Annotated in this window: 19 protein-coding genes; 11 read left to right on the forward strand and 8 right to left on the reverse strand. The window is 72.8% G+C overall.

Annotated features, from left to right (window positions below; all coding sequences use genetic code 11):
* Positions 1–7: 7 nt before the first annotated feature.
* From ABT360_RS25570 to ABT360_RS25585, 4 genes are all read right to left on the reverse strand, one after another.
* Positions 8–1,762 (reverse strand): LCP family protein, encoded by a 1,755-nt coding sequence (locus ABT360_RS25570; RefSeq protein WP_351820925.1) that lies wholly within the window; start codon positions 1,760–1,762, stop codon positions 8–10.
* A gap of 11 nt (positions 1,763–1,773) precedes the next feature.
* Positions 1,774–3,513 carry an LCP family protein gene (locus tag ABT360_RS25575; RefSeq protein WP_351820928.1) on the reverse strand — a complete coding sequence of 580 codons (1,740 nt, stop codon included), beginning with the start codon at positions 3,511–3,513 and terminating at the stop codon, positions 1,774–1,776.
* Positions 3,514–3,747: 234 nt separating this feature from the next.
* Positions 3,748–5,289: an LCP family protein gene (locus ABT360_RS25580; protein ID WP_351820931.1), complete on the reverse strand. Its 1,542-nt coding sequence runs from the start codon at positions 5,287–5,289 to the stop codon at positions 3,748–3,750.
* 104 nt (positions 5,290–5,393) lie between these two features.
* A complete protein-coding gene (locus ABT360_RS25585; RefSeq protein WP_351820934.1) occupies positions 5,394–6,146 on the reverse strand; it encodes a TIGR03089 family protein in 753 nt (250 codons plus the stop codon).
* Positions 6,147–6,272: 126 nt separating this feature from the next.
* Between ABT360_RS25585 and ABT360_RS25590 the strand changes: the two genes are divergently transcribed.
* The 3 genes from ABT360_RS25590 (at position 6,273) to ABT360_RS25600 (ending at position 10,017) form a co-directional block, all read left to right on the forward strand.
* A complete protein-coding gene (locus tag ABT360_RS25590; RefSeq protein ID WP_351820937.1) occupies positions 6,273–7,691 on the forward strand; it encodes a peptidoglycan recognition protein family protein in 1,419 nt (472 codons plus the stop codon).
* Positions 7,692–7,814: 123 nt separating this feature from the next.
* On the forward strand, positions 7,815–8,897 hold the full coding sequence (locus ABT360_RS25595; protein WP_351820940.1) for an NDP-sugar synthase: 1,083 nt from the start codon (positions 7,815–7,817) through the stop codon (positions 8,895–8,897).
* Between the two features lie 136 nt (positions 8,898–9,033).
* Complete coding sequence (locus ABT360_RS25600; protein ID WP_351820943.1) at positions 9,034–10,017, forward strand: DNA-3-methyladenine glycosylase family protein; 984 nt, start codon at positions 9,034–9,036, stop codon at positions 10,015–10,017.
* A gap of 118 nt (positions 10,018–10,135) precedes the next feature.
* On the opposite strand, the gene ABT360_RS25605 is transcribed toward ABT360_RS25600, so the two are convergent.
* The 3 genes from ABT360_RS25605 to ABT360_RS25615 are packed head-to-tail and all read right to left on the reverse strand — an operon-like array spanning position 10,136 to position 12,910.
* On the reverse strand, positions 10,136–11,440 hold the full coding sequence (locus ABT360_RS25605; protein WP_351820946.1) for a coenzyme F420-0:L-glutamate ligase: 1,305 nt from the start codon (positions 11,438–11,440) through the stop codon (positions 10,136–10,138).
* Positions 11,437–12,393, reverse strand: coding sequence for a 2-phospho-L-lactate transferase (gene cofD / locus ABT360_RS25610; RefSeq protein WP_351820949.1), 957 nt, complete (start codon positions 12,391–12,393; stop codon positions 11,437–11,439). Before cofD ends, ABT360_RS25605 begins: the two co-directional genes overlap by 4 nt.
* Before the next feature lie 13 nt (positions 12,394–12,406).
* Complete coding sequence (locus ABT360_RS25615; RefSeq protein WP_351820952.1) at positions 12,407–12,910, reverse strand: cysteine dioxygenase; 504 nt, start codon at positions 12,908–12,910, stop codon at positions 12,407–12,409.
* Positions 12,911–13,589: 679 nt separating this feature from the next.
* On the opposite strand from ABT360_RS25615, the gene ABT360_RS25620 reads away from it, so the two are divergent.
* The 3 genes from ABT360_RS25620 to ABT360_RS25630 all read left to right on the forward strand — a co-directional run bounded on the left by ABT360_RS25620 (position 13,590) and on the right by ABT360_RS25630 (position 19,652).
* Positions 13,590–13,853 (forward strand): WhiB family transcriptional regulator, encoded by a 264-nt coding sequence (locus tag ABT360_RS25620; RefSeq protein WP_023588371.1) that lies wholly within the window; start codon positions 13,590–13,592, stop codon positions 13,851–13,853.
* Between the two features lie 622 nt (positions 13,854–14,475).
* On the forward strand, positions 14,476–18,129 hold the full coding sequence (locus tag ABT360_RS25625; RefSeq protein ID WP_351820956.1) for a glycosyltransferase family 2 protein: 3,654 nt from the start codon (positions 14,476–14,478) through the stop codon (positions 18,127–18,129).
* On the forward strand, positions 18,126–19,652 hold the full coding sequence (locus tag ABT360_RS25630; RefSeq protein WP_351820959.1) for a DUF5719 family protein: 1,527 nt from the start codon (positions 18,126–18,128) through the stop codon (positions 19,650–19,652). The genes ABT360_RS25625 and ABT360_RS25630 overlap by 4 nt, the downstream gene beginning before the upstream one ends.
* A 187-nt stretch (positions 19,653–19,839) precedes the next feature.
* Here the strand turns inward: ABT360_RS25630 and ABT360_RS25635 are convergent, their stop codons facing one another.
* The gene (locus ABT360_RS25635) at positions 19,840–20,268 is read right to left on the reverse strand and encodes a metallopeptidase family protein (RefSeq protein ID WP_351820962.1); all 429 of its coding nucleotides are present in this window, start codon (positions 20,266–20,268) and stop codon (positions 19,840–19,842) included.
* A 273-nt stretch (positions 20,269–20,541) separates the two neighbouring features.
* On the opposite strand from ABT360_RS25635, the gene ABT360_RS25640 reads away from it, so the two are divergent.
* From ABT360_RS25640 to manA, 5 genes are all read left to right on the forward strand, one after another.
* Positions 20,542–20,970, forward strand: coding sequence for a DUF3499 domain-containing protein (locus ABT360_RS25640; protein ID WP_073757778.1), 429 nt, complete (start codon positions 20,542–20,544; stop codon positions 20,968–20,970).
* Positions 20,971–21,059: 89 nt separating this feature from the next.
* Entirely contained in the window at positions 21,060–22,427 is a 1,368-nt protein-coding gene (locus ABT360_RS25645) for a phosphomannomutase/phosphoglucomutase (RefSeq protein WP_351820990.1), read from the forward strand.
* Between the two features lie 210 nt (positions 22,428–22,637).
* Complete coding sequence (locus ABT360_RS25650; protein ID WP_351820965.1) at positions 22,638–22,820, forward strand: Trm112 family protein; 183 nt, start codon at positions 22,638–22,640, stop codon at positions 22,818–22,820.
* Positions 22,821–23,066: 246 nt separating this feature from the next.
* The gene (locus ABT360_RS25655) at positions 23,067–24,299 is read left to right on the forward strand and encodes an SIS domain-containing protein (protein WP_351820968.1); all 1,233 of its coding nucleotides are present in this window, start codon (positions 23,067–23,069) and stop codon (positions 24,297–24,299) included.
* Between the two features lie 79 nt (positions 24,300–24,378).
* Entirely contained in the window at positions 24,379–25,545 is a 1,167-nt protein-coding gene (manA, locus tag ABT360_RS25660; RefSeq protein ID WP_351820971.1) for a mannose-6-phosphate isomerase, class I, read from the forward strand.
* The last annotated feature ends 97 nt before the right edge of the window (positions 25,546–25,642 follow it).

Below are 25,642 nucleotides of genomic sequence, written 5' to 3' on the forward strand. Positions count from 1 at the left end.
CCAGCGGTCACCAGGTGAAACCGGGGTCGACCTCCATGCAGCCGGACTGGTCGGCCCTGCTGGTGTTGGACCCCGGAGTCTTCGCGCTGGGCTTGGGCTTCGGGTAGGCAGTCCCCTCGCGCCAGTCGGCACCCACGATGAGCGTGATGCCCTGTACCTTGTCCGACTTCTGCACCGAACCGGCCGGGATGCCCAGCGACTTGGCGACCGCCTGGGCGTCCGCCTCCAGGTCCGCGTCCGGGAAGCGGACGACCGTCTTCGCCTCGCGCGGGGTGAGCGCGTCGGCCTTGGCCTGGGTGTAGCCCTTCTCGGCGAGCAGCCCGGCGACCGTGGTCGCCCGCCCCTGGGCCGAGCCCAACTGGTCGGTGTAGGTGCCGTTCTGCACGGTCACCTTGGTCTCGGCGGGCAGGGCCGCCTTGTCCTTCGTGGCGGTGGGAGTGGCACGCTTGGACGGCTTGCCGTCGAGGGGGATGTCCTCGCGGATCATCCTGAACAGTTCCTCGGCCTCGCCCGGCGTCGGCTCGACCTTGCCGGGCCTGCGGGTCGAGTAGAAGTTGGGCATCGTCGTCATGGTGATGCGCCCGGTCGGGACGCTCTTGAGCTGCTCCGCCACGTCGTACAGCTTGCCGATGGTGTCGAGTCCCTTGTCCACGGTGAGCGCCTCGGTGGCCGCCTCGGCGAGCTTGCGCAGCTTGTTCGGGTCGGTGAGCTTGGCGTTCCTGCGCAGCTCGCGGACCATCGAGTTCATGTACATGTGCTGCGCCTTGGCCCGCTCCAGGTCGGTGCCGCCGACCCAGCCGTACCGGGTGCGCAGCCACTGGAGTGCCTGCTCGCCCTTGATGGGGTGCGTTCCCGCGGGCAGTTTCAGGCCGGAGCCCTTGCCGTCGGCGGTCCGGGACTCGATGTTCTTGTCGACGCAGACGGGTACGCCGCCGATCGCGTCGGCCATCGACACGACACCCGCGAAGTCGATCATCATGAAGTGGTCGATGGGGATGCCGGTCAGCTCGACCCAGGTGGCCACGGTGCAGCCCGGACCGCCGCGGTCCAGCGACTCGTTGGTCTGGGCGAACTCGCGCGCCGGGTAGACCTTTCCCTGGCTGTCCCTGCACTCCGGCAGCCGCAGCATGGTGTCGCGCGGCATGCTGACGACGGAGATGTTGCTGCGGTCGGCGGAGAGGTGCACCAACATCTGTACGTCGGCGAGCGGGGGGCCGTCGAAGGTGTCCCTGCCGCCGCCCAGGTCCTGGTTCGCCTTGGAGTTCCGGGCGTCCGAGCCGATCAGCAGGATGTTCAGCGGTGTCTGGCCCGCGGCGTTCGCCTTGTGCTCGGGCATCCCGTTCTTGCCGAGCGTCAGGTCTTCCTTCTTGATCTTGCCGTTGAGGTGCTCGTAGTAGAGGTATCCGGCGCCGGCCGTCCCCAGTATCAGCAGCGACAGCACGGCGGCACTCCACCGGAGCACCCGCCGCTTGCCGTTCCTGCCGTTCCTGCCGTTCCCGGCGCCCTTCCCGGCGCGGCGGGAGCCGCCGCCGCTGCCGCGACGACGGCTCCCGCCGCCCTGGGCACCGGCCCCCGCTTCCGCCGGCCTCGCCGCGTTCTCGCGTCCGGCCGCCTGCGCCGGTTTCGCCGTATCGTCCGTGTCGCCGGACGACGAGTCGTCGTACAGACCCTCGTCCCAGCCCAGTTCACGGGCGTGCGGAACGCCTTCTCGCGTCCCCTCCCCACGCACGCTGCTCTGCCCCACCCCAGGTCCCCCTGTCATTCAGGAATGCGTCATTCCGCGCAGACCTGCTTGTCTGCCTCTACCTTCTGCACACCCTCCGGCGCCTTCGCCGGAGCGGCGATGGGCACCCCCGCGCCCTTGAAGTCCCCGCCGAGCGTGAGCTTCATCGGCTCCCTCTCCCCGGCGTCCGCCGTCCCCTGCTTCAGCGCCGTGGCGGGCAGGCCCATCAGGTCCGCGAGCTTGCGGGCCTGGTCGGCCTGGTTCGGCGCGAACTCCAGCGTCGTCTTCGGGATGTCATGCGGGGCGTTGCTCTTGTTCGAGGACTTGAAGACGCCCTCGTCATTCTGAAGCCAGTCGAGGGTCCTCTGCGCCGCGCCCGTCTTGCCGCTGCCGTTGTACACGTCCACGCGCACCTCGGAGGCCTGCGCCCGCGCGCCCTTGAGCAGCGCGGCCTGGGCGTTCTTGGCGTCCTTCTGCTTCTCCTTCACCTCGGTGAGCGAGACGTCGTTCTGCATCATCGAGAAGAGCGGTCGCGCCTTCGCCTCGTCGACGACGACCGTGGCCTTCACCGTCTCGGCCGGGTTGTCGACGACGGGAAGGGTGGTGAAGGTGATGTTCTTCGGGTTCACCTTGGCCAGCTCGCTGCCGAGGTCCTGGAGCTTGTTGATGCTCCCTATCCCCGTGTCGACGGTGAGGGCCTGGGTGGCCGCCTCCGCGAGGTCCATCAACTTGGACGGGCTGGTGAGCGTCTCGCTCGACTTCATCTTGCGGATCATCGAGCCGAGGAACTGCTGCTGGGTCTTGATCCGGTCGAGGTCGCTCTCGTTGCCGAAGGCGTGCCGGGTGCGGACGAAGGCGAGGGCGTCCTCACCCTGGATCATGTGCTTGCCCTTGGTGAGCTTCAGCTTCGACTGCTTGTCGTCGACGTCCTTGGCCACGCACACCTCGACGCCCCCGATCGCCGTGGTCAGCGTCTTCACCGCGTTGAAGTCGGCCATCATGAAGTGGTCGATGGTCAGCCCGGTGATCTCCTTGACCGTGCGCATGGTGCAGCCGGGGTCGCGGTCGGCCTGGCCCAGGCTGGTGTTGAACCGGACGTTCTGCTCGCCCGGGATCACTTTCGTACCCTCGGACGTCTTCGTCTCGCAGTCCGGGATGTCGGTCATCAGGTCCCGCGGGATGGACATCGCGGTGGCGTTCGTCCGGTCCTTGGAGACGTGGAAGAGGATCGTGGTGTCGGCGTGCCCAGCGCTGTTCTTGTCGCCGTAGCCCTCGTTGCCGTCGCCGGTCCGCTTGTCCGTACCGATGACCAGGATGTTGATGGCCTGGTCCTTCTTGAAGCCGCCGCTGCCCGCACCCGCGATGTCGACCGTGCTGATGTTTGAGTTGAGGTGCTCGTAATAGGCGTACGCCGTGATGGCGAGGGCGACGACCATGCCGGCCGTCACGCCGCTCGTCCACATCAGGGCCTTCTTCTTGCGGGACTTCTGCGGCTTGCGCTTGCGGCGGCCCGCCGCCGGGGGCGTACCGCCGCCGTGGCCGGATCCCTCCGGAGCACCGGATGTGCGGCGCCTGCGCTGGCCGGGGACGCCGGCCGTTCTGCTGCCGGTCGTGGCCGTTCTGGAGGTGGTGGTGGCGCGGCGGCCGGTGGGACGGGTGGACGGCGCCGAGGGCGCCGACTGCTCAGTGGAATGCTCCAGTCGCAGTTCGTAATTACCGGTCTGCGGGTTGAGCACCCACTGGTCGGCGGGGTCGATGTCGTCCGCCCGTCCACGGCTGTGCGCGTCCACGGTTGCTTGAGTCCTCCGTCGGTGCCACGCGAGGCGCCTCCCCCGTCAGGCGCTCGGTTCCACGATCTCGGGTGCGCGACCTCACGGCCGGGAGCACCGGATCGCGTCACACTATCCGCCCAGTTCAGCGTGGGGCGACGCCCGTGACAAATTGCACGCACCTTACAAGGGGGCAATCCGCCCAATCCGCATGGAGATCCGTGCCCTCTTTGGGCATCGCTTTACTCACAGCCATTACTTGCAGGTGCCGGCAGCGGCATTCGTGCCGGTGAAGGTCGGCGTCGCGGAAGGCCTCGCATCCCTCTTGCGCCTGCTCGGATCCGTCGGCTCCTCGCTACCGGACTCCTGCCCGTCACCCGGCACGACCGCGACCGGCTCGTCGTCACGCAGGCGCTTGAACAGGCTGTTCGCACGGGGTTGTACGAGTTCGTCACGGTTCGGGTTGTCACGGTAGGGGCGCCGCGGCACCGTCAGGAACTGCACCTTCTCGGTCGGTACGCTGCGCATCGCGCGCGACAGGTCGTACAGGTCCTTCAGCGAGTCCAGTCCCGGGTCGGTCGTGACCGACCTGGTGGCCGCGTCGAGCACCGGGTAGAGGCGCGTCGGGTTGAGCAGCACCCCATTGCTCTGCACCTTGTTGATGAGGGCGCCCAGGAACTGCTGCTGCCGGCCCATGCGTTCGGTGTCGCTGCCGTTGCCGAGGGACTTGCGGGCCCGTACGTAACCGAGGGCCTGCTCGCCGTTGAGCGTCCGGGCACCGGGCTTCAGGTTCACCCGGGCGTCGGGGTCGTTGATGGGCTTGGTGACGCAGACGCGTACGCCGCCCACCGCGTCCACCATGTCCTTGAAGCCCCGGAAGTCGATCACCACGTGGTGGTCGATGCGGATGCCGGTCAGCTTCTCCAGCGTACGGACCGTGCAGGCCGTACCGCCGAGCCCGAACGCCCAGTTGAACTGGGCGAACTGCGGCGTGCTGCGGCTGCCGTCGGGCGTGCGGCAGCTCGGGATGCGCACCATCAGGTCGCGCGGCACGGACACCGCCGTCACACCGCGCCCGTGGGCGGCCAGGTGCAGCAGGATCGTCGTGTCGGAGCGCTGGACGCCCTTGTCCCGGCCGTACTGGGCGTTGCCGCTCCCGGCGCGGGTGTCCGACCCGATCAGCAGGATGTTCCGCGCGCCGCGCACCAGGGAGCTGGGGCGCTCCTTCGCGTACCGCTCCAGCTCGGCGGCGGCGGAGATGTCGGTGGTGATGTTCTCGTCGAGCTTCTTGTACAGCCACCATCCGGCCCCGGCGGCCACGAGCACGGCGACCGCGCCCACGAAGGCGATCACCCGCAGGCCGCGCGGCCGCCGGAAGCCGGTGCGACGAGTGGCGGCGGATCCGGTCGGTGGGGTCGGCCCGGTCGGCCCGGTCGGCCCGGTCGGCCCGGTCGGTGGGGTCGGTGGGGTCGGTGGGGTCGGTGGGGTCGGCCCGGTCGGTTCGGGGTCCGGTGCGGGGGCCGGCGCCGGAGCCCGGTTCGCGGGGGCGGGGGTCGCCGGGGCCGGTTTCGCCGGGGCCGGCTTCGAGGGGCGCGTCCCGTTCTTGACCTGGCCGGCCGCCGGGTGGGGCGTACTCCGCCGGCGCTTCTTGCCGCCGCCGCCCTTGGGGGTGCGGCCCTTGCCGGCCGCCGGGCCGGGCGCCGGCCGGTCCGGCGCGGCGTCACCGGCTGGGGTGCCCGGACCGGACGCCCCCGCTGGGGGGTCCGGCTCCGGGGGCGTACCAGCGCTGTCCGTCACGTCGTCCGTCCGTCCTTCACACGAGGGGTGTGGGACCGATCATCCATCGCGGACGGCGCCGAACCCCGAGGGACTCGGCACGCCGTGCGCCGGACGGGTGGACTTCACACCAGAGTGCTGGTGATCCGCTCGCTCTCGACCCGCTTCGCGAGCGCTTCGGGCGACAGCTGGTCCAGGTTCCGGCACAGGACGACGGACGCACCGGCCGCCAGCGGCGCGTACAGCCCCGCCGAAACGCCCTCCCACGAGTCGTACGGCAGCGCCGAGAGCAGCCGCGCCCCGCTCTCCAGGCCCAGCCGCCCCGCGTCCGCACGCGCCCGGTCCACCAGTTCCGCGCCGGTCAGCTCCGTACCGCCCACGCTGAGCGCCGGGGCCTGCGGGTCCACCGGGACGTACGGGGCGAACACGTCGCCCTGTGACGGGACCTCGACCGCGTAGTCGTCGTACCCCGCCGGAGGGGAGGGGAAGCGGCGCCCCAGCGGTGCCAGGGACAGCGCGAGGCGCTCGCCCCGGCAGGCGAGGCCCTCGTCGAGCCGGTCGGGGCCGGCGACCACGTGGTCCGCGGAGGCCGGGTCACCGTTCAGGCCGGCGACGACGCCCACCGAGGAGCAGGCGACGAGCCAGACGGCGGTCTGCCAGTGGGCCGGCAGCAGGAGTGCGACCCGTTCGCCGGGCTCGGCGGACAGGCCGTCCTGGAGGAGGTTGGCCGTCTTGGCCACCCAATTGGCGAAGGTGGCCACCGACAATTCGACGCGTTCACCGGTTGCGTCGTCGTAGTAGGTGACCAAGGGGCGGGCCGGATCCGTGGCGAGAGCGGATCGCAGCAGGTCGGCGGGGGTACGGTCGGTCGCGTTCACGCGCGCCAGGGTACGCGCGCCGGGCGGGCGGGGTCGGCCGTACCGGTGACGGCGTCCGCCGGTCGGACCGATGGGCCGTCAGTTTCCCGGCGGGCGGGGCGCGTCCGGCCCGCCCAGGATCGCCTCATGCGTGTCTACCTTGCATCCTCGATCGGTGTCGCGTGCGCCGCGGCCCTCGTGCTCCCGCAGGCGCTCCCCGCGAGCGCCGGCCCGTCCGCCCCGTCCACGTCCGCCGCCGTCTCCGCCGTCTCCGCCGTCGCCGCCGGCGACGTGTCCGTACCCGGCTCCACCCAGTCGCTGCCGCTGCGGGCGCTCCGCTCCGACCGGGCGACCGGCGCCGCGCAGCAGGGGCTGACCCGGCGCGACGTCCGGCCGTTCTCGCTGGTCGGCGTCGTCTGGGACGACCCGGACGCCGAGCTGCACGGCTCGGTCCAGGTCCGCACCCGTGCCACCGGCACCGGCGCCTGGTCCGGCTGGCAGTCCGTCGAGACCCACAACCACGCCCACGCCGCCGACCCGGGCACCCCCGAACGCGACTCGGGCACGGTCCGCGGCTCCACCGCCCCGCTGTGGGTCGGCGCCTCGGACGGCGTCGAGGTACGCGTACGGGCCGAGGCCCCGCGCTCCGGCGCCACGCCCGCGTCCCTGCCGCGCGGTATGCGCATCGAGCTCGTCGACCCCGGCGACGAGCCCAGCAGCGAACCCGCCAGTGAGGACACCGCCCAGGGCCCCGAGATCCCCGAGGGCACCGACACCGGCACCACCACCGGCCAGGTCCTGGTTCCTGCCCCGGCGCTGACGCCGGAGGAGTCGGCGGCGTCCGCCGTCAACGCCGAACTCGTGCCGCTCGGCGCGGCCGAGATCCCCGAACTGTCCAAGGAGGAGACGGAGGCGGCGTTCGCCGACCAGTTCGGCGAGGAGGCCATGACCTCCAAGCCGTACATCGGTGCCCGCCCGCGCATCATCACCCGCAAGGGATGGGGGGCGGACGAGAAGCTGCGGGAACGCAACTTCGTCTACACCAAGTCCGTCCAGGCGGCCTTCGTCCACCACAGCGCCACCGGCAACAACTACACCTGCAAGCAGGCCCCGTCCGTTCTGCGCAGTATCTACCGCTACCACGTCAAGAGCAGCGGCTGGCGTGACTTCGGCTACAACTTCGCCGTCGACAAGTGCGGAAACATCTACGAAGGACGTGCGGGAGGCGTGGCCAAGGCCGTGCTGGGCGCGCACACCCGAGGCTTCAACACCAACAGCATGGGCATCGCGGTCCTGGGCACGTACAGTCAGTCCACCCCGCCCTCGGCGGCGGTGACCGCCGTCGCACGGCTGACGGCATGGAAGCTCGGACTGTACGGAAAGGATCCGCGGGGGAAGTCCACCCTGACCTCGGGTGGCGGAAACCGGTACAAGAAGGGCACAAAGGTCAAACTCAACGTCATCTCGGGGCACAGGGACGGCTTTTCGACCGACTGCCCCGGCGCACGGCTCTACGGCAAGCTGGGCACGGCCCGGAGCGCGTCGGCCAAGTACCAGGGCCGGTGACGACGACCGGGGCGGCTGTACCGAACGGTCTGCACACAACGGTCTGCATACACTGTCCGGTCGTATCGGTCATATGACCGATGTGGCCCATCGACCGGACCCAGCAGGAAGCAGAGACGACAGGTGACAGAAGCGATCCTCCTGGTCGGTGGCAAGGGCACCCGGCTGCGTCCGATGACGGTCAACACGCCCAAGCCGATGGTCCCGGCGGCGGGCGTCCCGTTCCTCACGCACCAGCTGGCCCGTGCCCGGGCGGCGGGCGTCGAGCACATCGTGCTGGCGACCTCGTACCTCGCCGAGGTGTTCGAGCCGTACTTCGGCGACGGGTCGTCGCTCGGCCTGCACATCGAGTACGTCACCGAACGCGAGCCGCTCGGCACCGGCGGGGCCATCCGCAACGTCGCCTCACGCCTGCACTCGGGACCGGACGAGCCGGTCCTGATCTTCAACGGCGACATCCTCACCGGACTGGACATCCGGGCCCTGGTGGACACCCACGAGACGTCCGGCGCGGACGTCTCGCTCCACCTCACGCGGGTCGAGGACCCGCGGGCGTTCGGGCTCGTCCCGACGGACGCCACCGGCCGGGTCACGGCGTTCCTGGAAAAGCCGCAGACGCCCGAGGAGATCGTCACCGACCAGATCAACGCGGGCGCGTACGTCTTCCGCCGCTCGGTCATCGACACCATCCCGGCCGGTCGTCCCGTCTCGGTCGAACGTGAGACGTTCCCCGACCTGCTGGCGACCGGCGCCCACCTCCAGGGCATGGTCGACTCCACGTACTGGCTGGACCTGGGCACCCCGCAGGCGTTCGTGCGCGGCTCCGCCGACCTGGTGCTGGGCCGCGCCCCGTCGCCGGCCGTGCCGGGCCGCCGCGGCGACCGGCTCGTCCTCGACGGCGCCTTCGTCGCCCCGGACGCCAAGCTCACGGGCGGTACGGTCATCGGCTCCGGCGCGACGGTCGGCGAGGGCGCCCGCGTCGACGGCAGCACCGTCATGGACGGTGCGGTCGTCGAGGCCGGCGCGGTGATCCACGACTCGCTGATCGGCGAGGGCGCCCGGGTGGGCGCCCGGACGATCCTGCACGGGGCGGTCATCGGCGACGGTGCGTACGTGGGCGCGGACAACGAGCTGCGCGACGGCGTACGCGTGTGGTGCGGAGCCCGCCTGCCGGACGGTGCGGTGCGGTTCTCTTCGGACCAGTAGGGCGGGCGGCGCCCAAGGCGCAGGTCCCCGGCCCGGTGGCGGGGCCCTGCGGGGCGCTGCGGGGTCCGCCGGGCTGGAGCTACCCTCATAGGGACCCCGACCGGGGGCCGCCCCCGACGCCGAGGACCGTACCGACGTGGCAGGCCGTTACGCACCACGCCCGACCCGCACGACCGTGCGCGGCGGACAGGTCGCCATACCCGCGCAGGCCTCACCTCCCCGCACCCGGAGCTGGACCCCGCCCTGGCCGCTGGACCTCGGGCTCGCCCTGGGACCGCTGCGGCGCGGTCCGGCCGACCCCACGTTCCGTACGGCACCCGACGGTTCCGTCTGGCGCACCAGCCGCACCCCGGAGGGCCCGGGGACGCTGCGGGTCGCGGCGCGTGGCGGTGCCGTCGAGGCGGAGGCGTGGGGCGCGGGCGCCCAGTGGCTCCTGGACCGCCTCCCGGCGCTCCTCGGCGCGGAGGACGACCCGTCCGCGTTCACCCCGCGCCACCGGCTGCTGGCCGCCACCGAGCGGCGCCGTCCGGGGCTGCGGCTGACCCGGACCGGGCTGGTCATGGAGTCGCTGATCCCCTCGATCCTGGAGCAGAAGGTCACGACGGACGAGGCCTACCGGGCGTGGCGTCTGCTCGTACGGAAGTTCGGCGATCCCGCGCCGGGCCCGAACGACCGCCTGTACGTGATGCCCGAGCCGCGTACATGGGCGCTGATCCCGTCCTGGGAATGGCACCGCGCGGGCGTCGACTCGAAGCGCTCCGCCACGGTGATCCGCGCCGTCCGGGTGGCCCGCCGCCTGGAGGAGGCCGCCACGATGGAACCCGAGCAGGCCCGGCAGCGCCTGGAACTGATCCCGGGCATCGGCCCGTGGACGTCCGCCGAGACGGTCCAGCGCAGCAACGGCGCCCCCGACGCGGTCACCACCGGCGACTACCACCTCCCGAGCATCGTGGGCTACGCCCTGGCCGGCCGCCGGGACGCCGACGACGACGAGATGCTGGAACTGCTGTCCCCCTACGCGGGCCAACGCCACCGCGCCGCCCGCCTCATCCTCCTCAGCGGCCACATCCCGCCCCGCCACGGCCCCCGCTTCACGCCGGGCAACATCGCGGCGCTCTAGACCTCGTCCCCGTCCCCGTCCCCGTCCCGCACGGCGTCACCGCACCCCTCTCACCGCGCACCCGCCGCACCGCACTTGCCGCACCGCACCACACCGCACCCGCCGCACCGTGCCCGCCTCACCGCACCTCGACGAACTCCTCCACCTCCCGCGCCGCCCGCGGCCGGGGCACGCCCGCCGGCCGTCCGACGGCCACCGCGCCCATCGGGTCCCAGTCACCCGGCAGGTCCAGCACGTCCCGTACGACGTCCCGGCAGAACATCGTCGACGACACCCACGCCGACCCCAGCCGCTCACCCGCCAGCGCCACCAGGAAGTTCTGCACGCCGGCCCCGGCCGCGACCACGAACATCTCCCGTTCCGCCCCGTCACGCCGCGCGTCCCCGTACCGGTGCGAGCCGTCCATCACCAGGCACGGCACCACCAGGTACGGCGCACGCCGCAGCACGTCCCCGCGGCGCACCCGCCGCGCGACGGCGTCCTCGCCGAGGCCGTCGGCCCGCAGGTCCGCGATCCACGCGTCCCGCATCGCGTCCAGCAGCCGCACCCGCGACTCCTCCGACTCCAGCAGCACGAACCGCCACGGCGTCGTGTGGTGCGGCGCGGGCGCCGTCAGGGCGGCGGCCACCGCCCGCCGGACCGCACCTGGGTCCACGGGGTCGTCCGTGAACTCCCGCACCGTCCGCCGCTGCGTCACCGCCTCCCGCACCGCCTCGGACGTACCGAGCCGGAACATGTCGTCCGCCGCGTCCCGCACCAGCACCCGCGCGCCCTCGTCGTCCTCCTCGGCGACGACCAGGTGCGCAAGGCCCCGCACCACCGCGACCGGCAGCCCCGCCGCCTTGCCCTTCACCAGGTCCCCGGCCGCGGCCAGCTCGTCCGCCCCGGCGACCACGGTGGCGACGAGCGGGTTGCCGTACGCGTCCGTACCGCCGCGCAGGTCGTCCAGCACCCGCACCCCGGCCGCGCCGATCGCCACATCGGTCACCCCGCTGCGCCACGGCCGCCCGAAGGTGTCCGTGACGATCACACCGACGTCCACGCCGAGCGCGTCCCGCAGCCCGTCGCGGATGGCCCGCGCGGACGCGTCCGGGTCCTCGGGCAGCAACAGCACCGTCCCCGCCGGGGTGTTGGACGCGTCGACCCCGGCCGCGGCCATGACCAGGCCCTGCCGGTTCTCGACGATACGAAGGGTGCCGCGCCGCGCCACCACCCGTACCGTCTCGGCGTCGATCGCCGCCTCGCGGTCGTCCGCCGCGACGATCCGCCCCTCCGCCTTGCTGACGATTTTCGACGTGACGAGCAGTACGTCACCGTCGGCCAGCCCCGGCTCGGTGGCCGCGATCAGCTTGGCGAGGTCGTCACCGGGTTGCACCTCCGGCAGCCCGGGCAGCGCCCACACCCGGTACGAGGGAGGCGTCACGCACGCACCTCCTGGGCAAGGGCCAGAGCCTCACGCGCCATCTGCGCCGTCGCGTCCACGTCGGTCATCATCAGCGGCACCGCCCGGCACCGGATGCCGGCCGCCTCGACCTCGCCGACCGTGCCCGCGTCGCTCGTGTCGACGAGCCAGCCGTCGAGCAGCCCGGAGCCGTAGTGCTGGGCGACCGCCGCGGCCGTGGCCTCGACGCCCACCGCGGCGAGCACCTTGTCGGCCATCCCGCGCACCGGTGCGTTCCCGACGATGGGGGAGAGGCCCACGACCGGCACGCCCGCGTCGGCGATCGCCTCGCGGATGCCGGGCACGGCGAGGATGGTCCCGATGGAGACGACCGGGTTGGACGGCGGGAAGAGCACGACGTCGGCCTCGCCGATGGCCTGCAGCACCCCGGGCGCGGGCTTGGCCTGCTCGGCGCCGACCGGCACGACCGCCTGCGCGTCCACGGAGGCGCGCAGCCTCACCCAGTACTCCTGGAAGTGGACGGCCTTGCGCTCGCCCTCGATCTCGATGGCGACATGGGTCTCGACCCGGTCGTCGGACATCGGCAGCAGCCGCACCCCCGGCTTCCACCGGGCGCACAGCGCCTCGGTCACGGCGCTCAGCGGGTAACCGGCGCCCAGCATCTGCGTACGGACGATGTGGGTGGCGAAGTCGCGGTCGCCGAGGCCGAACCACTCGGGCCCCACCCCGTAGGCGGCGAGCTCGCTCTTGACCTGGAACGTCTCGTCCGCACGCCCCCAGCCCTGCTCCTCGTCGATGCCACCGCCCAGGGTGTACATCACCGTGTCGAGGTCGGGGCAGACCTTCAGCCCGAACAGATGGATGTCGTCACCGGTGTTGCCGATGACCGTGATGTCCGCGTCGGGCGCGGCCTGCTTGAGGCCGCGCAGAAAACGGGCACCGCCGATGCCGCCGGCCAGAACCACAATGCGCATGCGGAGCAGTCTGTCAGGCGACTACGACATCCGCGGTCCGTGGGGTGGAGCAGCCGGTGCCGTGCATCGGCATGTCGGTCAGGCCCGGGTAGTAGACGTGCAGGCTGACGGCCGGTTCGAGCGAGTCGTTGACGACATCGTGCGCGTACCCGGGCGCGAAGACCCGCTGTGCGCCGCCGGTGAGCATCCGGGCGCCCTTTTCCGTACGTTCCGTCAGTTCGCCCTCGAGGACGGTCAGTACGCCGGAAGAGTTGCCATGATCATGCATACCTGTGCCTTGTCCGGGCACCCAGGACAGCAGCCACACCTCGTAACCGGGCCCCGTGCGCAGCCGGTGGTACCAGCGGGTAGTGGCGTCGTACTCGACGAGGTGGGCCCATTGGGTCCGGTCGGCGGCGATGGAGCGCGCCAGCCCGACGAACTCGGCCACGGTGGAGGGGTGCTCCTTGGCGGGCTGGAGAAGGTGCTGTACGGCGAGGATGTCGCCGGCGATCTGGAGGTCGCTGTCGCTGTTCATGGGATGCGGGGGTTCCTCGAGAGAAACAGGTCCGGAAACCGGAAGCGGTACACGCGGGAAAGGCGGAAAGCAGACGCTGGGGAGAGGCGCTGGAGCGCTACGGCATCAACAGCTGGAACAGCGACAGCAACAGCGACAGAGCGGCTGGAGAGCCCGGGCAGCGCGGTGGGACCCACGGGCGTGGGTCGCGAGGAGCGCTGTGGTCGCTGGCATGCCATCAAAGGTGACCGGCTCGATTACGTCTGTCAACCCAATGCCCGATTTGGCGGAAATGTTTCACCTCATCCGGTTACTCCGTCCGGAGAAAGGTTTGTGCTGGAAGAGGCCAGGACACATGCCGCAGCAACCGCCCGCGCAAACGTCACCGCCTCCTCGTGACCTGACTGTGATCCGGGTCGCTTCACCGGCTCGGCCGCAACAAGATCGAAGCGGCGGACGTCCTCCCTTGAAGAGGCGGTGAAAGGGAGGGTGCGGGCAGGGTAGCGGCATGTGTCTCATTTTTGCTGATTTGAACACTTTCCGCATAACCTTGGTTCCGCAGAGTGAATACCGGGGCCAATAGCAGATCCCGGCTTGACTGGCCCGGAGCACCGCACTTGTAATTTCACTCGTGTCGTTCGGCCGAAAAATTCGACAAACGGCCACATCACGGGGACGCAAAGACCGACGAGGGGCGCACATGACCGAGTTGTTCCAGGAACTGCTGGTCGAGGACGCGGATGAGGAACTCGGCTGGCAGGAGCGCGCGTTGTGCGCCCAGACCGATCCGGAGTCCTTCTTCCCCGAGAAGGGCGGATCCACTCGCGAGGCCAAGAAGGTCTGCCTCGCGTGCGAAGTCCGTTCGGAATGTCTCGAGTACGCGCTCGCCAATGACGAAAGATTCGGAATCTGGGGCGGTCTGTCGGAGCGCGAGCGCCGCCGCCTGAAAAAGGCCGCGGTCTGACGTGGCGTCCGCCGCCGCGTTCTGACCCCACCACCCGGCGCCGCCCGGCCACCCCGGAGCGTGCGCGTCCGGCGCCCCCGGCCACCGCCGGAGCGCGCCTCTCCGGCCCCCGGGCGCCCCGCCACGCGAGCGGAGCCCCAGGCTGCCCGCCGACCGGGCGCCAGGCACCGACCGGGCGCCGCGGCACAGCCGGCAGCCACCCGTCGGCACCCCCCGGACCGTCGTCGGGCGCCCGGCCGCCAGGAGCGCCCGCTCGCACGGCCCCGCCCGGAGGGCACCGCGCCGGCCGCCGTGAAGGCCACCGGCCGACTGCCGCAACGACGACCGAGCGCCGAGCCGGGCGGCCGCGGCGCGATACGGCCCCCGGCGGGATGGGCCCCCGGCGGGATACGGCCCGCGGCAAGGACACGGCCCCCGGCGCATGCGGGACCGGGCCCGGTACCGGCCGGCGAAGGGTGCCGATCGGCCAAACCGCGCACACGCGTACGTAAAGAACGGTCCCCCGCCCGGGCTCTGTCCACAGGCGGCGGACCGGTGTCGTGCCAGCCATTAGTGTGGGCCTCCGTCCGAGACGCTCCAACGCCCCCCGCGGGCGACCCCCGGCCGGAGGGCCCGTAACCCGATGTCCGCCACCCAAGCCGCGTTCACCCCCGCTTCCCCCACGCAGCAGCCCGAGTTCCCGCGGCACGTCGTCACCGCCGTGCTCGTGTCCCACGACGGCGCCCGGTGGCTGCCGGACGTCCTCGCCGGGCTGCTCGGCCAGGAACGCCCCGTACAGAACGTCGTCGCCGCCGACACCGGCAGCGCCGACGACTCCGCGCGGCTGGTCACCGAGGCCATCGGCGACGACCGGGTGCTCCACCTCGCGCGGCGGACGGGCTTCGGCGCCGCCGTCGACGAGGCCGCCCGCACCGCGCCCGTCCTCGGCCCCGAGGAGCTGCCGTACCTGAAGCGGCCCAGCGGGTGGGACCCGGTCAGCAGGACCTGGCGCGACGAGGCGTACGACATGCCCGAGCTGCCGCACGGCGAGCCCGTCCAGTGGCTGTGGCTGCTGCACGACGACGCCGCGCCCGAGCCGGGCGCCCTCGCCGAGCTGCTCCGCGTCGCGGACGGCGACGCGTACGCGGCGATCGTCGGGCCCAAGCTGCGCGGCTGGTACGACCGCAAGCAACTCCTCGAAGTGGGCGTCTCCATCGCCAACAGCGGCCGCCGTTGGACCGGCCTGGACCGTCGGGAACAGGACCAGGGCCAGCACGACCAGGTCCGGTCGGTGCTGTCCGTCTCCAGCGCCGGCATGCTCATCCGCCGGGACGTCTTCGAGGAGCTCGGCGGCTTCGACCGTCGCCTCCCCCTGATGCGCGACGACGTCGACCTGTGCTGGCGCGCCCACTCCGCCGGCCACCGCGTCCTCGTCGCCCCCGACGCCGTCCTCCGCCACGCCGAGGCGTCCGCGCGCGAGCGGCGCACCGTCGACTGCGCCGGCCGCTCCGTCGCCAGCCCCCACCGCGTCGACAAGGCGGGCGCCGTCTACACGCTGCTCGCCAACGCGCGCGGCATCGCCTTCCCCTGGGTCCTGGTCCGCCTCGTCATCGGCACCCTGCTCCGCACCCTCGCGTACCTCGTCGGCAAGGCGCCCGGCCAGGCCGTCGACGAAGTCATGGGCCTGTTCGGCACGTTGCTGCGGCCCGAGCGGATCATCGCGGCCCGCCGCAGAAGGAGCAGGAGGGCCGTCGAGGCGTCCGAACTGCGGCCGCTGTTCCCCCCGCCCGGCGCCACCGTCCGTGCCACCGTCGAACAGGTCATGTCCGACTTCGGCGGCACGGACGCCGATTCGGGCGGTTCACGGCACGGCGCGGTCGAGTCGGGCCCCGGCGGCGACGACGCCGACTACCTGGAGATCGAGCAGTTCGCCCGCGTCAAGAAGATCGCCCGCAAGCCGGGGCCGGTCCTCTTCGCCCTGCTGCTGATCGTCTCCCTGGTGGCCTGCCGCGGCCTGTTCGGGGGCGGCTCCCTCGCGGGCGGCGCGCTGCTGCCCGTCCCCGACGGAGTCGGGGACCTGTGGAGCCGGTACGCGGACGCGTGGCACCCGCTCGGCACCGGCGGCACCCAGACCGCCCCGCCGTACCTCGCGGTCCTCGCCGCCCTCTCCGCCGTGTTCCTCGGCTCCACCGGTCTCGCCCTCACCGTGCTGCTCGTCTGCTCGGTGCCGCTGGCCGGCATCACCGCGTACTTCGCCTCCCGCTCCCTGGTCCAGTCCCGGCTGCTGCGTGCTTGGGGGGCCGTCGCGTACGCCTTCCTGCCCGCCGCCACCGGCGCCCTCGCGACCGGGAGGCTCGGCACGGCCGTCCTCGCGGTCCTGCTGCCGCTGATCGCCCGGGCCGCCGTCGCGGCCCACGGACTCCGTGGAGAAGGGCGGGGCAGCTGGCGCGCCACCTGGGCGTACGCCTTCCTGCTCACCTTCACCATGGCGTTCACGCCAGTCGTCTGGCCGCTGGCGGTCGTCCTCGGTGTGGTGGTGCTGGCGCTGCGGCGCGACGACATCGTGGCGTACGGGCTGCGCTTCCTGGCCGCCGTCGGCGCACCGCTGCTGCTGCTAGCCCCCTGGTCGCTCTCGCTGCTCACCGACCCGTCCGCCCTCTTCGAGGAGGCCGGGATGGCGTTCGGTACGGGACCGGCCACCCCGCTCGACCTGCTGGGGGTCTCGCCGGGCGGGCCCAAGGCGGCCGGCGGGCTCGTCCTGATCGGCGTCGTCCTGGCGGCACTGGCGGCCCTGCTGCGCGCCGAGCGGCAGTTCGCCATCCGTACGGCGTGGGTCGCGGCCGTCGTCGCCCTCGCCTTCGCGGTGCTCGTCAACGGTTCCGGCGACGGCTCCGGCTGGGCCGGGCCCGCCACCCTCGTGTACGGCATCGCGCTGCTGGCCGCCGGCATGCTCGGCGCGGAGGGCGGCCGTACGCGCGTCGCCTCGCAGAGCTTCGGCTGGCGCCAGCCCGTCGCCGTGCTGATCGCGCTGGCCGCCGCCACCGGCCCGGTCGTCTCCGCGGCCGGCTGGATGATCGGCGGCGCGGCCGGGCCGCTGGAGCGGCGCGACCCGGTCCAGGTGCCCGCGTTCGTCGCCGAGGAGAGCGACACCCGCGACCAGCCCCGCACCCTCGTTCTGGGAGGCACCTCGTCCGCCGAGGTCCCGTACACCCTGCTCCGCGGCTCCGGCGCCCGCCTCGGTGACGCCGAGCTGACCGCGGTGGGCGGCGGTGACCCGCGCCTCGACAAGGTGGTCGCCCACCTGGTCGCCGGCTCCGGCGCGGACCAGACGGACCAGCTGAGCGGCTTCGCGATCCGTTACGTGCTGGTACGGGACGGGGCGCCGCGCCAGATGAGCCGTGTGCTGGACGCCACGCCGGGGCTCACCCGGCTCAGCCAACTGGACGGCAGCGCGCTGTGGCGGGTCGACCGCCAGGTCGCGCGGGCCACCATCGTCCCGGGCGGCGGCAAGGGCGAGCGGCTGCCGGTCGCCGCAGGTCCGGTCGAGGCGCACACCGAGATCCCGCCGGGCGGCCCGGGCCGCGTGCTGCGTATCGCGGACCGCGCGGACGAGGGCTGGCAGGCCACGATCGACGGCCGCCCCCTGGAGAAGACGGTCGTCGACGGCTGGGCGCAGGGCTTCGAGCTGCCCGCCGGGGGCGGGCGCCTGGACCTGACGTACGAGGACCCCTTCGGCCACACCGTCTGGATCTGGACCCAGTGCTCCCTGGCCGTGGTCCTCCTGGTACTGGCCCTGCCGGGCCGTCGCCGGGACGTGGACGACGACCTGCCGGAGGAGGAGCAGCCCGCCGTGACCGCCGAGGACCTGGCGGGCGACGGCCGCCGGGCGCGCCGGCTGCGGGCGGCGGCGGCCGCCGAGGCGGCGGAGGCGGACACGGCCACGGAGACGGAGCCGTCCCCCGCGCCCGTACCCGTACCGGACGCCGATCCGTACGCGGCGCACACCGTGGACGGGGTGCCGCAGCAGCCCTCCTACGGAGAGTGGGACGGCGCCCAGACGTACGCCGCCTACCCGGCCGACCAGCAGCAGTACCAGGCGGCCGACCCGTACCAGCAGTACCCCGAGTACCAGCAGTACGAGCAGTATCCGCAGTATCAGCAGCCGTACGAGGGCCAGTACGCGCCGGGCCAGTACGACCAGCAGTATCCGCAGGACCAGTACGACCAGCAGTACCCGCCGGGTCACGGCTACGAGTACGACGACGAGCAGCGTCCCGACGGGAGCAGCAACCAGTGAACCGGACCACCCTCTCCCTCGCCGCCGCCGTCACCGCCCTCGCCGCGGTCACCGGGTTCGCCGCCCTGACCACCCCAGGCGCCGACGCCGGGACGCCGACGGTCGCCAAGGCCCCCGCACGTCTCCCGGTCGAGCGCTCCAGCCTGCTGTGCCCGGCGCCGAGCAACTCCGAGGTCGCCGAGACCGTGTACACGTCGTTCACCCCGGCGGGCGAGGGCGAGGGCGGCGGCCAGGCGGAGCTGAAGCCGTCCGCCGCCACCGCGGACGAGACGACGGCGGACCCCAAGAAGGCCAGTACGGCCAAGAAGGCCCCGGCCGCCGACAAGTCCGTGCTCAGCCTCGCCCAGCCCGGCAAGCCGGTCTCCGCCGAGGCGGACGGCGGCGACGCCCCCGCCCTGGTCGGTTCCGCCTCCGGACGGCTCGCGCCCGGCTGGACCACCCAGCAGACCACCAAGGTCCCGGCCGGCGGCTCGCGCGGCCTGCTCGGCGTCAGCTGCACCGCGCCCGACACCGACTTCTGGTTCCCGGGCGCCTCGACCGCCACGCAGCGCGCGGACTACGTCCACCTGACCAACCCCGACGACACGGCGACCGTCGTCGACATCGAGCTGTACGGTCCGGACGGCGCCCTGAAGTCCCAGCTCACCGAAGGCGTCACGGTCCCCGCCCGGTCCAGCGTGCCGGTCCTGCTGTCCACCCTGACGACCGACCCGGCCGCCGAGGACGTCACGGTCCACGCCACCACCCGCAGCGGGCGGGTCGGCGCGGTGGTGCGCTCCGCCGACGAGAAGCTCGGCAGCGACTGGCTGCCCGCGTCGGCCGACCCGGCCGGGACACTGGTCCTTCCCGGCATCCCGGCGGACGCCACGTCCGTACGGCTGGTGGCGTACGCGCCCGGCGAGGACGACGCCGACCTGAAGATCCAGCTCGCGAGCCCGACCGGCACGATCACCCCGGCCGCCGCCGAGAGCCTGCACGTCAAGTCGGGGATGACCGCGGCCGTCGACCTCAAGGACGTCACGCGCGGCGAGGCCGGTTCGCTGCTGCTGTCCCCGGCGCAGAAGGGGCGGGCGGCCCCGGTGGTCGCCGCGCTGCGGGTCGTGCGCGGCAAGGGCGAGAGCCAGGAGGTGGCGTTCATCCCGGCGACCGGACCGGTGGGGGAGCGGGCGACCGCGGCGGACAACCGCGCCAAGGGCACCACCCTGTCGCTGACGGCGCCCGGGGAGGCCGCGGAGGTCAAGGTCACCGCGTCGGCGGGCACCGAGGGCGGGACGCCGGCCACCAAGACGTACACGGTCAAGGCGGGTACGACGCTGGCGGTCACCCCACCCGTGCCGGCCGGGCTGAAGGGCTCGTACGCGCTGACCGTCGAGACGGTCTCGGGCGGCCCGGTGCACGCGGCGCGCACGCTGGCAGAACCGGACGACGACATCCCGATGTTCACCGTGCAGACGCTCGCCGACGACCGCGGCACGGTGGAGGTCCCGACGGCGCGGCAGGACCTGTCGGTCCTCGGCGGCTAGCCCTGCCCGTGCGGCCGGATCGGCCGACTCGGTGGCAGTCCTGCCCGTGCGGGAGATGGGCCGCTTCGGGAAGAGCCCTGCCCGTGCGGCCGGATTATCGGCCGCCTCGGGGGCAGCCCTGTCCGTACCGCGGATGGCCGTCTCGGGGCGGCGGTCCCGTCCGTACCGCGGATGGGCCGCCGGGGGGCTAGTCCTGCCCGTACCGCGGATCGACCGACTCGGGGGACAACCCGAGCAGCTCGGCGACCTGCTCGACCACGACCTCGTGGACGAGCAGGGCCCGCTCGTCCCGGTTCTTGGCGCGCAGCTCGACCGGCCGCCGGTAGACGATGACCCGCGCGGGCCGGTCACGGCCGGCCGGTACCGAGACGCCCAGCGGTACGGACTCCTCGGGGGACACGGGCACTTCCAGCACGAGGAAATCGACGTCGGCCAGCTGCGGCCAGCGCCGCTCCAGCCGCTCCACCGAGTCCTGGACGAGATCGCGGAAGGTGTCCGCGCGGCTGGCGGAGAGCGGTACCTGGGGCGGGGCGACGGGCCCGCGCATGCCGCGGCCGTGGCGGTCTCGGCGGCGTGGCCGGGGCTCGGCCGGGCGGGGCGGTACGGGACTGTCCATCACTGAGGCAGGGTAGCTCTCCCCGGCGTATGACGATCGTGCCGCGCGCCACGCCGAGGGCATGTCGCAGATTGAGCATTCCGGCCATGCTTCGGCGCGATTCGACACCTTGGTCCGATCGGTCGACTCATGAGGAATGACCGGATTCATTCGGAGTGGTGTTCGGCAGGCCAACCGCCCCGCACCCGGGACGACACCTCCCGCGCAGGTCAGCCGAGCGTTTTCCGGGGCCCCTGTGCGGGACGTCACACCGCGACACGGGCGAGTGACCTGGTGGAGAGTCGTCGCGGCCCGCTCAAGAGTGCGGTACCGTCCAACGTCGTGAGCCCTGTACGTCGCTGTTCGCGCACCGCGTGCGGCCGCCCTGCCGTCGCGACACTGACGTACGTCTATGCCGACTCGACAGCGGTCCTCGGCCCGCTCGCCACCTACGCCGAGCCCCATTGCTACGACCTGTGCGCCGAGCACAGCGAGCGCCTGACCGCGCCACGCGGCTGGGAGGTCGTCCGGCTCTCGGACGGCTCCGCCCCGGCCCGCCCCAGCGGCGACGATCTCGAAGCGCTCGCCAACGCCGTACGCGAAGCGGCCCGCCCCCAGGAACGCGCCGCGCAGGCCGGCGGCAAGCCCGGCGGCCGGGCCGGTGACCCGGTGGAGGTCGGGCGCCGTGGACATCTGCGGGTGCTGCGCTCTCCCGACTCCTGAGGCCCTGCCCTCTACGGGTAGTTTGTGTGCTCCACCCTCGGGTGGACCACACAGGGCTTGCAGGAGGGTGCGGGGAAGTGACAGCTGATCTGTCTCGTGATCTGTCGGGGATCGTGAAGGCGTACGACGTTCGCGGAGTGGTGCCGGATCAGTGGGACGAGCCGCTGGCGGAACTCTTCGGCGCGGCGTTCGTCGAGGTGACCGGTGCCGACGCGATCGTGATCGGTCACGACATGCGCCCCTCGTCGCCCGGCCTGTCCGGCGCGTTCGCGCGGGGTGCGGCGCGGCGGGGCGCGGACGTCACGCTGATCGGCCTGTGCTCCACGGACCAGCTGTACTTCGCGTCGGGGCGCTTCGGGTTGCCGGGCGCGATGTTCACGGCGTCGCACAACCCCGCCCAGTACAACGGCATCAAGCTGTGCCGCGCGGGTGCGGCCCCGGTCGGCCAGGACACGGGCCTCTCGGAGATCCGGGAGCTCGCGGAGAAGTGGCTGGAGACGGGCGCCCCCGAAGCGGCGCCCACGCCCGGCACGCTCACCGAGCGGGACACCCTCACCGACTACGCGGCCCACCTGAAGACCCTCGTGGACCTCTCGTCCGTCCGGCCGCTGAAGGTCGTGGTGGACGCGGGCAACGGCATGGGCGGCCACACGGTCCCCACCGTCTTCGAGGGCCTGCCGCTGGACCTGGTGCCGATGTACTTCGAGCTGGACGGCACCTTCCCCAACCACGAGGCCAACCCGCTGGACCCGGCCAACCTGGTCGACCTGCAGAAGCGGGTGCGCGAGGAGGGCGCCGACCTGGGCCTGGCCTTCGACGGCGACGCCGACCGCTGCTTCGTGGTGGACGAGAAGGGCGACCCGGTGTCCCCCTCGGCGATCACCGCGCTGGTCGCGGCGCGCGAGCTCGCCAGGAACGGCGGCACGGGCACGATCATCCACAACCTGATCACGTCGTGGTCCGTGCCGGAGGTCGTCCGCGAGAACGGCGGGACACCGGTGCGCACCCGGGTCGGCCACTCCTTCATCAAGGAGGAGATGGCCCGTACCGGCGCCATCTTCGGCGGCGAGCACTCCGCGCACTACTACTTCCGCGACTTCTGGAACGCGGACACCGGCATGCTGGCCGCCCTCCACGTCCTGGCGGCCCTGGGCGGCCAGACCGGGCCGCTGTCCCAGCTGGTCTCCTCGTACGACCGCTACGCCGGCTCCGGCGAGATCAACTCCACGGTCGCCGACCAGCCCGGCCGCACCGCGGCGGTCCGCGAGGCGTTCGCCTCCCGCGACGGCGTCACGACGGACGACCTCGACGGCCTCACGGTCACGGGCGCGGACTGGTGGTTCAACCTCCGCCCCTCCAACACCGAACCGCTGCTGCGCCTGAACGTCGAGGCCCGCGACGAACCGACGATGACCCGGCTCCGCGACGAGGTCCTCACCCTCATCCGCACCCCCTAGGCACACCTCCACCCCGCGCGACCGGGGCCGGTTCCGGGAACGGGGGCGCGGGGGCGGAGGACAAGACCCCGCCCCCGCCAAAGCCGCATCCCCCCGCCCCCCGGCGGTAGGCTGACGTGGCCCGACGCGCACCACCTGGCGCGCGCACCAGGCACGACACCACCGATGTACGAAACGCCCCACCCCATGCCGCCCGAAGGGACCCACCCCATGCCGCTCGAAGCCGGCCTCCTGGAGATCCTCGCCTGCCCGGCCTGCCACGCCCCGCTCAACGACCGCACGGCAGCCGAGAACCCCGAGCTGATCTGCACCGGCACGGACTGCGGCCTGGCCTACCCCGTACGGGACGGCATCCCGGTCCTCCTCGTGGACGAGGCCCGCCGCCCCGCCTGACGGCCCACCGGAACCGCGTACGGGCAACCCGGAACACGTACCGGCACCGCGTACCGGAACCGCGTACGGGCAACCCGGAACACGTACTGGAACACGTACCTGAACCGCCTACCGGCACCGCGTACGGGAAACCGCCACGCGTACCGCGACGCGCACGGGAAACCCGCAACGCGCACCGCAAGGCGCCGCACCCCGGCGCCGCGCGGAACCGCACTTCACCCGCACGGCGATCGGAGGCCCCACCTCATGCTCGACGAGACGCTGCTCGACGACCCGGACGCCCTGGCCCGAGTCGACCGCCGCGGTCTCCTCCGCGGGGCCGCCGAAGCCGGCGCGCGCGTACGCACGGCCGCCCGCCACGCCGCCGAAGCGGGCGTCACCGAGCTGAACCCCGAAGGCCGCCCCCGCGCCGTGCTCATCGCCGGCCCCGGCACCGCGGCCGCCTGCGTCGCCGACCTGGTGGCCACCCTGGCCGGCGCCTCGGCGCCCGTGGCCCGCCTGCACTCCACCGGCGTCGCAGCCGCCGCCGGCGCCCTCCGCTGGGCGCTCCCCGGCTGGGCCGGCTCCGTCGACCTGCTCCTGATCACCACCACCGACGGCAGCGAACCCGGCCTCGCCCTGCTCGCCGAGCAGGCCTACCGCCGCGGAGTCACCGTCGTCGCCGTCGCCCCCCGCCGCTCCCCGCTCGCCGAGGCCGTCGACGGTACGCACGGCCTCGTCGTCCCGATGGCGGTCGCCCCGCACGAGCTGACCGACGAGGAAGCGCAGGCGGCGAGCCCCGCCGCCCTGTGGGCCCTGTTCACGCCGCTCCTCGCGCTGCTCGACCGGGTCGGCCTCGTCACCGCGCCCGCCGACACCCTCCAGCGGGTCGCCGACCGCCTCGACCGCACCGCCGAACGCTGCGGCCCGGCCGTCGCCACGTACAGCAACCCTGCCAAGACCCTCGCGGCCGAACTGGCCGACACCCTCCCGCTCATCTGGACCGAGGGCCCGACCGCCGCCCCGATCGGCCGCCGGTTCGCCTCCCTCCTGGCAGAGCTGGCCGGCCGCCCGGCCTTCGCGGCCGAGCTCCCGGAGGCACTGGCCGCCCACCGGGTGCTCCTCGCCGGTGACTTCGCGGGCGGCGCCGACCCCGACGACTTCTTCCGCGACCGGGTCGAAGAAGCGCAAGCCCTGCACGCACGCGTCGTCCTGCTCCGCGACCGCCCGGTCGGCGGCCTCACCGCCGCGCCCGCCGCACGCGAACTCGCGCTGAGCCACGACACCACCATCAGCGAACTCGAACCCGAGGACCGCACGACCGGCGACGGCACGCAGGACGACATGGGTGCGCCGACCGACATGGGCACGCCTCCCGACGAGGACACTCCCACCCGTGACGACGGTACGACCGACCTGGAGAATTTCGCAGAACTGCTCGCGGTGACGGACTTCGCGGCCGTCTACCTGGCGCTGACCTCCCGGCTCCACACCACCTGACGCCCCGCCCCGCCCGTCGGCCCGGCATCCCCCACCCCCGGGGCCGCAAGGCAAGCACAGACGCAAGGAAAGACGACGCATGGACCGCCTCTCCAACACCGTCCGCCCATACGCCTGGGGCTCCACGACGGCCATCCCGGAACTGCTCGGCGTCGCCCCCACCGGCGAACCCCAGGCCGAGATGTGGATGGGCGCCCACCCCGGCGCCCCTTCCCGCGTCCACCGTGCCGGACACGGGGAACAACCGCTCTCCGCCCTCATCGAAGCCGACCCGGAACGCGAACTGGGCCCGGCCACCGTCGCCAGGTTCGGCCCCCGCCTGCCCTTCCTCCTCAAGATCCTCGCGGCCGGCGCCCCGCTCTCCCTCCAGGTCCACCCGGACCTCACGCAGGCCCAGGAGGGCTACGCCGCCGAAGAACGCGCCGGCGTCCCCATCGACGCGCCGCACCGCAACTACAAGGACGCCAGCCACAAGCCCGAACTCATCTGCGCCCTCACCCCCTTCGAGGGCTTCTGCGGCTTCCGCGTCCCCGACCGCACCGCCGAGCTCCTCGCCGCGCTCGAGGTCGACTCCCTCAAGCCGTACGTCGACCTCCTCCACGCCCACCCCGAGGACGCCGCCCTCCGCGAGGTCCTGACGGCCGTCCTCTCCGCCGACCCCACCGAGATGGCGGCCACCGTCACCGAGACCGCCGCCGCCTGCGACCGCCTCGGCGGCGCCCACGCCCCGTACGCCGCCCTCGCACACCACTTCCCCGGCGACCCGGGCGTCCTCGCCGCCATGCTGCTCAACCACGTCCGGCTCCAGCCCGGCGAGGCGCTCTACCTGGGGGCCGGAGTGCCGCACGCGTACCTCGGCGGCCTCGGCATCGAGATCATGGCGAACTCCGACAACGTCCTGCGCTGCGGCCTCACACCCAAGCACGTCGACATCCCGGAACTCCTCCGGGTCGTCCGCTTCGAAGCCCACGACCCCGGCGTCCTGCGCCCCGAAGCCTCACCCTCCGGCGAAGAGGTCTACGAAACGCCGGTCGACGAGTTCCGTCTCTCCCGTTACGTACGGTCCGAAGGCGCCGTCCCCGTCGACATCACCGCCCCCACCCCCCAGATCGTCCTCGCCACCTCCGGCACCCCACGGGCGAACGACACCACCCTCACCCCAGGGCAGTCCGTCTTCATCCCCGCAGGCGAAAAGGCCGAACTGTCCGGTACGGGCACCGCGTTCCGCGCCACAGTGGTGGCCTGACGCACCGCCCGCCGCCGCTGCTGCAACAATGTGCCGCCGTACGAACCACCCCCCGAAGCAGCCAGCAGCATCCAGCAGCATCCAGGAAGGACACCCG

Source organism: Streptomyces sp. NPDC000229 (assembly GCF_040300825.1).
Classification (GTDB): Bacteria; Actinomycetota; Actinomycetes; order Streptomycetales; family Streptomycetaceae; genus Streptomyces.